The organism is Mycobacterium sp. 1245499.0 (assembly GCF_001673615.1).
GTDB classification, from domain to species: domain Bacteria; phylum Actinomycetota; class Actinomycetes; order Mycobacteriales; family Mycobacteriaceae; genus Mycobacterium; species Mycobacterium europaeum_A.
Window position 1 is genome coordinate 1 of sequence record NZ_LZMG01000018.1, and the last position, 8,147, is coordinate 8,147.

The following is an 8,147-nucleotide window of genomic DNA, read 5'->3' on the forward strand; positions in this document are numbered from 1 at the left end:
GATAGGGGTGTTCGGGCGCCAGCCGGTAGTCCACCGAAACCACCGTGCACCGGCCGCGGCGCGAAAGCTCGACGCACTGGCGATGATCGGTGTCCAGGTTGCCCAGCGCGAAGCCGCCGGCGTGGCAGTACACCACCACCGGTGCCCGGTCGGCGGGCCCGCCGCGGTAGACGCGCACCGGCACGCCGGCCGCGCTGTCCTCACCGATCCGGATCCCGGGTGCGTCGGTCTGTTCGGCGGCCAGGCGGCGGCGCTCGTTGAACGGTGTGCGAATGAGTTCGATTGCGGCCCGGGAGAAGTCGGTCCGGGTCGTCGCGACGTCACGCAGCGCGGGATCGAGGCGGTCGGCGCCGTCCAGCCGTGTCATCGGCTGCCCCGCTCGGGCATGGTGAACACCTGGGGTTCGGACGTAGCGGGCGCGGTGAAGCGGAAGTCGCCCGGCCTGAACCTGCGCGTCATGCTCCAGAAGGCCCGGGCGCTGCGCGGCCATTGGGTGACCACCCGCCCGTTGGGGGCGCGGAAGTAGTTGCTGCACTGGGTGGTCCAGACGGTGCCCACCATCCATCGATCGATCTTGGCGACGAAGTCGGCCAGCGCGGCGGGTCGCACCGCGATGTAACGCCTGCCCCTGCGCCGCAAATACTTCAGCGCCCGCACGATGTAGCGCGCCTGCGCCTCGAGGATAAAGATGACGCTGTTGGAGCCGACGTTGGTGTTCGGCCCGTACAGCATGAAGAAGTTGGGGAATCCCGGCACGGCCATGCCGAGGTACGCGCGCGCCCCGTCGCGCCACACGTCTCGCAGGGTGATTCCGTGTTCGCCGGACACGTCCAGCTCGGCGAGGTAGTCCGCCGCGGCGTACCCGGTGGCACAGACGACCACGTCGACCTCGCGTTCGGTGCCGTCTTCGGTGACCAGGGAGCGCCTGCGCAGGTAGCGCGCCGGGCTGGTCACCACCTCGACGTTGGGCCGGGTCAGCGCGGGCAGGTAATCCGAGGAGAACACCAGCCGCTTGCAGCCCATCGGGTGTTCGGGCGTGAGCTTGCGGCGCAGGTCCTCGTCGTCGACGGTCTTCTCCAACAAACCCAGCGCGACGGCCTTGAACTGTTCGGTCTTTTCGCTGCCGTGCTCGATCACCGCGATGTTGGATTCGCTGCGCAGCCACAGCCGGGTCCGGTAAAGCCTTTTGGCGAACGGCAGGTGGGCGAACATCCAGCGCTCCCGCGGCGTGTAGTGCCGGTCGGGCTTCGGCAAGATCCAGGTCGGCGACCGCTGCACGGAGTAAACCTTGTCGGCCACCTTGGCCAGCTCGGGGATCAGCTGGGAAGCCGTCGACCCGGTGCCCAGCACCGCGATCCGCTTGCCCTGCAACGAGATCGAGTGATCCCAGCGGGCCGAGTGCATCACGGTCCCGGCGAAGGGCTCTTGTTCGACGAGTTCGGGCAGCAGCGGCCGGGTGAACAGGCCGACCGCCGACACGACCACGTCGAAGCGGTGCTGGTCACCCAACGCGGTGGTCAGGCACCACTGTTGGGAGTCCGAATGCCATTGCGCCGCCTTGATTTCGGTGCGCAGGCGCAGGTGCGGCCGCAATCCGTACTTGTCGGCGCAGCGCTGGAAGTAGTCGAGAATCTCGGGCTGCCCCGACCACAGCCTCGACCAGTCGGCGTTCAGGTCGAACGAGTAGGAGTAGAGGTGCGATTTGACGTCGCAGGCCAGTCCCGGATAGGTGTTGATCCGCCAGGTGCCCCCGACGCCGTCCTCGCGGTCGAAGATGGTGAAGTCGTCAAAACCTGCCCGTGACAGCATGATTCCCAGCGCCAGGCCACCGGGACCGGCGCCGATGATGCCGATCGAGATGTCGCTCATCGGATCTGCAAGCATTGGCCACCGTCGATGACGAGTTCGGAGCCGGTGATGAACGATGCCTCATCGGAGACCAAGAAGGCGACGGCGTCGGCGACCTCATCGGCCTCGCCGATCCGGCCGACCATCGACGCCGCGGCCAGCCGTGTCTGGGTGGCCTCGTCCAGCATCGTCGTGGCGATGGGCCCGGGGAAGACGGCGTTGACCCGGATGCCGGCGGGCGCGAGTTCGGCCGCGACGGTCTGGGTCAGCCCGCGCAGGGCCCACTTCGACGACCCGTACGCGGCGTGCTGCGGGAAGGGCCTGATGGCGCCGGTGCTGCAGATGTTGACGACCGACGCGTTCGGCGCCTCGCGCAGGTGTTGCAGCGCCGCGCGTATTCCGAGAAATGGGCCCAGACAGTTGACGCGCCAGGCATTTTCGAAGCCTTCGGCCGTCTCCTCGCTCAGCGGTGCCCGGTGCAGGACGCCGGCGCAGTTGACCAGCGTGCTCAGCGATCCGAACCGGCCGACGGCCTCCGCCACGGCGGAGTCCCACTGCTCGGGCGAGGTGACGTCGAGCTCGACGGCGAGCACGCCGTCGTCGCCTGCGTCGCCGACCGTGGCGCGCAGTTCGTCGGCCCGGCGGTCGCAGGCGGTCACAGCGAAGCCCTTGTCGCGCAGGCGTTTCGCGATGGCCCAGCCCTGCCCGCCGGCGGCGCCGGTCACCAGTGCGACGCGTCGGTTCATGCTGGACTCACCTCGGGGCTGTTGGCCAGCCCGGCGCTCGTGACGAAGCGGCAGCGGCGCCGCGCGAAGCGCCACCGCCCGTCGATGCGGGTCAGCTCGTCGTCGTAGAGGGCGGGCCGCAGTTGCAGGTCGCCGGCGCGGACGAACAGCACCTGTGATCGGGCGGCGGCGCGCTGCCCGTCGACCTCGATGCGCGCGCTTCCGGTCAGGTGCAGGCCGCGGGCCGCGTCGCGGAACATGCCCGCGATCGCGTCGCGGCCGGCAAAGGTCTTGCCGTAGACCAGAAATTCGCCGTCGGGCGCGAACAGCTGCACGCACTCCTCGACGTCGCCGGCGTCTAGTGCCAGGGCGTAGCCGGCGAGCAGCTCACGGATCCCCTCGTGGTCGTCGTGGGTCATTGCGTCGCCTCGCGCAAGTGTTCGGCGGCGCCGCGGCGCAGCGCTTGGGACTCGGCGGCCAGGGTGATCATGCCGAATCCCAGCTGCGCCATGGCGTGGCCCGTCTTGCCGTCTCCGGCGTGGATGCCGGTGACCAGGCCTGCGTCGGACGCGGCCCGGTGGACGCGCACGATCGCGTCCAAGACCTGCGGATGCCGTGTGGCGCCGACGACCCCGGCGCCCAGTGAGATGGCCAGATCGGCTGGGCCGACGTAGATTCCGGTGAGGCCGTCGACGGCGCAGATCTCGTGGATGCCGGATAGCGCCGCCGCGGTCTCGATCATCGCGAACACGCCGACGCGCGACTCGTGGGCGGCGGGGTCGTGCCCCAGGCTGGCGCGCAGCGGGCCGAAGCTGCGCACGCCCCGCGGCGGATAGCGGGTCGCGGCGACCGCCGCGGCGGCCTGGTCCGCCGACTCGATCATTGCGATGACGACGGCGTCCGCGCCGGCGTCCAGCACCCGTCCGATCGGTGCGGCGTCGGCGTTGGGCAGACGCACCACGGTGCCGACGGGCAGGTGCTCGGTGCGGCGCAGAATTTCGGCGATGGCGGCGTCGTCGAGATAGCCGTGTTGGGCATCGAAGCCGACGTAATCGTAACCGGCGCGGGCGAATTCCTCGGGGCCCAGCGCCGTGGGGCCGGTGACCCAGCCGCCGAATATCGGGGTCTTGCGGCCCAGCGCCAGCTGCAGATTGCTCGGCGAAGTGTCCGTCATGGTCGGCTCATCCGGCGATCGCGATCTTGATGCGTTCGGGGTCCGGCCGGCAGGCCAGCTCGAAGGCGTCCTGCACCCCGTCGATGCCGAACGTGTGGGTCAGGTAGGCGCCCAGCAGCCACGGGTGCTCGGCGGCGAACTTGCCCGCCAGCTCCAGCATTCGCCGGCGGTCCAGCGTCACACCGGATTTCAGGGTGAGGTTGTTGCGCAGCATCGCCCGCATGTTGATTGGGTACATCTCGTCGTCGGCGACGCCGAAGTAGAACACGGTGCCGCCGGGGGCGGCGGCGTCGATCGCATGGGTCAGGGTGGCGACCTGGTGGCCGACGGCCTCGATGACGACGTCGGCGCGGTCGGAGGGATCGAGCTGACTCACCCAGCGGTCGCTGGTGGCGCGCACCGCGTCGTCGGCCCCGAAAGCCCTTGCCACATCGCGGCGGTCGATCGGGTCGACGCCGGTGACCCGCCGCGCACCCGCCGCCTTGGCTACATAGGAGAACAACAGCCCGATCGATCCCTGCCCGATGATCGCGACGTGCCGACCGGCGAGGTCGCCGAGTTGCTCGCAGGCGTACAGGACGCAGGCCAGGGGTTGCAGCCCCACCGCCTGGGCGGGAGTAAGCGCCGGATCGTAGGGCGCCAGTCCTTCGCCGTTGCTGACGATGCGTTCCATCATGCCGTCGAACCCGGACGCCCAGCCGACCACGTGATCGCCGGGACGGTGTGCGGGATGCCGGCTGGCGATCACCTCGCCGGCGACCTCGTGGATGGGAAAGCCGTCCTTTTCGGGGCCGCTGCGGCCGTCGTCACCCGGGATGCGGCCCTTGGCGCCGCGAAAGGCGGGCAGGTCGCTGCCGCAGACCCCCGCGGCCGAAAACCGCAGCAGCACCTGTCCGTCGGCCAGGCCGTCGGGTGTCTTGTCGTCAATCGTGGTGCGTTCGAACTGATACGGGGCGATGATCCGGTAGGACCACACGTCAGACCTCCACCGGGATGTTGTTCCAGCCCCATTGGAAGCTGGACGGCAGCCGGGTGGCGGCTTGGCTGTTGATCGCGTACTCGGGGACCCGGCGCAGCCATTCCTGTAGCAGCACAGCCACTTCCAGCCGCGCCAGGTGATATCCGATGCAGAAGTGCTGGCCGCGGCCGAACGCCAGCGAGCGGCGGATGGGCCGGTCCCAGATGAACTCGTCGGGCTCGGGGTATTCACGCTCGTCGCGGTTCGCGGATGCGAGCAGGGTGATGACGCGCTGGCCCGGGCTGAGGGTCTCGCCGTGAATCTCGAAGGGCTTGCGCACCGTTCGCGCGAACCACTGCGCCGGCGCGCAGAATCGGATCATCTCGTCGCGCGCGATGTGCACGTTGTTCTCCAGGTCGGCGCGCACTGCGGCCAGCTGGTCGGGCCGGCGGCTGAGCTCCCAGAGGCCGTGGGCGACGATTTTGGGCACCGTCTCGGTTCCCCCGATGAAGATGCACAGCATCTGGGTCGCGACTTCCATGTCGTCGAGCGCGCTGCCGTCGGGCAGGTGATAGCCGAGCAGGCCGTCGACGACGTCGAGCGGTCCGCCGGAAGAATCGGCGCGGCGGCGCTGGACCGCGGGCAGCAGGTATTCGAAGTAGTTGGGCCGAGCCTGCCCGGTGTCCACGCCTTCGCCGGGCTGGGCGAGGCTGCCGGCGTTGACGGTGGCGAGGACATGCGGCGCGAGATCGGTGGGGATGCCGCACAATTCGCAGACGATGGCGGCCACCACGATGCCGCCGTAGTCCTGGGTCAGGTCGAACGACCCGTCCGGCAGCAGGGCGTCGAGGCGTTCGTTGGCCAGCGCGCGGATGCGGCCCTCGAGGTCGGTGACCGCCCGCGGCCGAAACGGCCGGGAGTGGGTCCGCCGGATCTCGCCGTACAGGTCGGCGTCGAACATGGCATGGAACGGCAACGGGTGCAGCGGCGGGTCGGCGACCGGGCCGCTGTTGTGTTGCGCCAGAACCGATGCCGGCGGCAACGTCCCTTCCGAGGCGACGAAGGTGCCGTTGTTGACTTCCAACACCGTCCAGATGTCCTCGAAACGCGACAGGGCGAAGGTGTCCCACTGCGGCATGTAGTACACCGGGTGGTGATCGCGCAGGATCCGGTAGTACGGCAACGGGTTCGCCATCACCGCCGCATCGAAGGGATCGTAGCTGAAGTCCTTGACGATCAAAGGTTTCCGTATCTCCGTCACTGCAGCGGCGAGGGCGGTAGGGCCTGCAGAATGGAATCCTCCCAGCCGTCGCGCAACGCGGGGGCCACGCTCATCCAGGTGACGATCTCGGCGGGCGGGCTCTCTTTCCAGGAGGGGTAGTGCTCGGCGAAGCAGTCCCAGCCGCCGTCCAGCGCCCAGTAGTGGATGACCTCGTTGTAGCGGAAGGTCGTGGTGAACGAACCGAGCCAGCGCTTACCGGTGCGTTCCGACCAGGGAACGTAGAGCCGCTCCAGTTCGCGGATGTAGTCGTCCTGGCGGCCCGGTTTGGTCTGCATTATCTCTTGAATCACCAGTGGCGCAGTGAAATTGGCCTCGCGCAGTTGGGTCAGCGTCTTGTTGCTGGGGCCGGGGTACATGATGCGACCCTCCCCCGAGGCGCCGATGTCGGCCAGGAATGCCGCCCATTTTCCGGATGCGGCCTCGTGGCTGCCGCCGCGGGCCTGCGCGGCGCCGATCCTGGCGTAATCGGCGAACCCGTCGATCTCCCAGATGATCGTCGCCTGCGGCCAGTGACCGTTGTACGGCGTGGATTCCCAGATCGCGAAGAGCCGGGCGCCGAGTTGTTCCATCATCGGTTGATAGGTGTCGGCGAAGATCTCGGTGAACTCCTCACTTCGCCCGGATCCCAGCGAGATCGTCTCGTGCAGGTAGAGCAGCGTGTGTCGGAAGTACTTCTTCATGGCCTAGTCGAGCCGGATCAGCTCTGAGTCGGACCCCGAACCCACGTCGCACAGCAGCGCCTCGGTGGCGCCGACCGTCGTGACCGGAATGCCCGCCGCCGCAAGCGCATAGCCCTTGAACATGCGGGCCGCGCCGCTGAGCAGATGCTGCGCCCGGGTGGTCGCGCGGGCCACGCCCAGCGGCCACCCGTCGCCCCACAGCGCGACCTCGGTCAGCCGGTTGTCCAGCGCCTCGAGGACCACGGCCCGCACCCGGGCGTCGGCGGTGAACGCCTCGGCGCTGACGGCCAGGCTCGTCGAGCCCTCCCCCAGCCCGGCGAGCTCCGGCTCGAGGTCCACTGCCCGCACCCCCAGGATCCGCAGCGACCGGGTGTCGCAACCACGCGGGAGCAGCACGGTCACCTCCCAACCGGCCATCGCCCGGTCGTAGAGCCAGCCGCCCGCCGATTGCACGACATCGACGGCGCTGGCCGCCACCACGTCGAGTCGGTAACGCAGACCCTCGCCGTTGGCGCGGGTTGTTTCCGCGGCGCTGCTCTTGCTGATGTCGAACGTCGGAGCGACCATCGATCCATTCCTCACCACCACCCGCCGCGGTCCGCTGGCGGGTCTCACGCGCTTGTCATGGGCTTTCCCAGGGGCTGGAGCCGCACCCCGCACGGGGCGACGCGGCTCACCGGACAGCGTGACACTTCCGGCGAAATTTGTAAAGCTCCGCGCGGGCCGTCAGGAACCGCGGCGCGCCTCGAGGTCGGCCAGGACTTCCTCGGTGTGCTGCCCGAGTTCCGGTGCCGCAGAACGCGGTGCCCAGGGCGTCCCGTGGAAGTCCGCCGGCGTGGCGACCATCGGCACGGCGGCGTGTTCGTCGGCGGCGTCGGGCACATAAACGATTCCGCCCGCGGCGTGGAACTGCTCGTCGGCGACGACGTCCTCCAGGGTGTTGATCGGCGACCAGAAGAAATCCGGTTCGCCGGCGAAGATTTGCGCCCACTCGTCGAGGGGCCGCGTCGCGAAGATGTCATCCAGCGCGGCGATCAGCGCGGCCGAGTTCGCGGCGCGGGCCCGGGCATCGGCGAAGCGCGGGTCGTCGCGCCACTCGGGCCGGCCCACCGCGCGGCACAGCGCCGGCCAGTGCCGCTCGGGCTCCAGGCCGACGATCCAGAACCGCCGCCCGTCGGAGGCGGCGTAGTTGTTCATGCACGGGTTGCCCATCGTTTCGCGCTGGCCGATCGCGATCGGCTGGCCGCTCATCAGATAGGTGTTGAGGTCGAAGCTGACGGTGTAGGCGCCCTGCCGGTACAGCGAGGTCGTGACCAGTTGGCCCGTCCCGGTGCGTTCGCGCGCGAGCAGCGCCGCGCACACGGCCGCGGCCATCGTCATCCCGGCGGAGTGGTCGCCCATGCCGCCGCGCTGGAACGGGGGCGTGTCGCCGGGGCGGGTGAGCAGGTGCGCCACCCCGGCCCGCGACCAGAAGGCGGCC

10 protein-coding genes are annotated in these 8,147 nt (G+C 69.4%); all 10 read right to left on the bottom strand.

Annotated elements, in window-relative coordinates:
* A partial coding sequence (locus tag A5646_RS00650) for an alpha/beta hydrolase fold domain-containing protein (RefSeq protein ID WP_156765478.1) occupies positions 1–367 on the bottom strand: 367 nt, incomplete at its 3' end.
* Entirely contained in the window at positions 364–1,884 is a 1,521-nt protein-coding gene (locus A5646_RS00655) for an NAD(P)/FAD-dependent oxidoreductase (RefSeq protein WP_067019112.1), read from the bottom strand. The genes A5646_RS00650 and A5646_RS00655, both read right to left, overlap by 4 nt.
* Complete coding sequence (locus A5646_RS00660; RefSeq protein WP_067019115.1) at positions 1,866–2,594, bottom strand: SDR family NAD(P)-dependent oxidoreductase; 729 nt, start codon at positions 2,592–2,594, stop codon at positions 1,866–1,868. Before A5646_RS00660 ends, A5646_RS00655 begins: the two co-directional genes overlap by 19 nt.
* Positions 2,591–2,992, bottom strand: coding sequence for a nuclear transport factor 2 family protein (locus A5646_RS00665; protein WP_067019118.1), 402 nt, complete (start codon positions 2,990–2,992; stop codon positions 2,591–2,593). The genes A5646_RS00660 and A5646_RS00665 overlap by 4 nt, the downstream gene beginning before the upstream one ends.
* Positions 2,989–3,747, bottom strand: a complete 759-nt coding sequence (locus A5646_RS00670; protein ID WP_067019121.1) for an HpcH/HpaI aldolase/citrate lyase family protein — start codon at positions 3,745–3,747, stop codon at positions 2,989–2,991. The genes A5646_RS00665 and A5646_RS00670 overlap by 4 nt, the downstream gene beginning before the upstream one ends.
* 7 nt (positions 3,748–3,754) lie before the next feature.
* Positions 3,755–4,723 (bottom strand): zinc-binding dehydrogenase, encoded by a 969-nt coding sequence (locus A5646_RS00675; RefSeq protein ID WP_067019124.1) that lies wholly within the window; start codon positions 4,721–4,723, stop codon positions 3,755–3,757.
* Between the two features lies 1 nt (position 4,724).
* Positions 4,725–5,900, bottom strand: a complete 1,176-nt coding sequence (locus tag A5646_RS00680; RefSeq protein ID WP_067019127.1) for a cytochrome P450 — start codon at positions 5,898–5,900, stop codon at positions 4,725–4,727.
* Positions 5,901–5,962: 62 nt separating this feature from the next.
* On the bottom strand, positions 5,963–6,667 hold the full coding sequence (locus A5646_RS00685; protein ID WP_066877133.1) for an NIPSNAP family protein: 705 nt from the start codon (positions 6,665–6,667) through the stop codon (positions 5,963–5,965).
* 3 nt (positions 6,668–6,670) lie between these two features.
* Complete coding sequence (locus tag A5646_RS00690; RefSeq protein ID WP_066861544.1) at positions 6,671–7,234, bottom strand: hypothetical protein; 564 nt, start codon at positions 7,232–7,234, stop codon at positions 6,671–6,673.
* A 159-nt stretch (positions 7,235–7,393) separates the two neighbouring features.
* Positions 7,394–8,147: CoA transferase (locus tag A5646_RS00695; RefSeq protein ID WP_197505081.1), on the bottom strand; the 754-nt coding region annotated here is incomplete at its 5' end.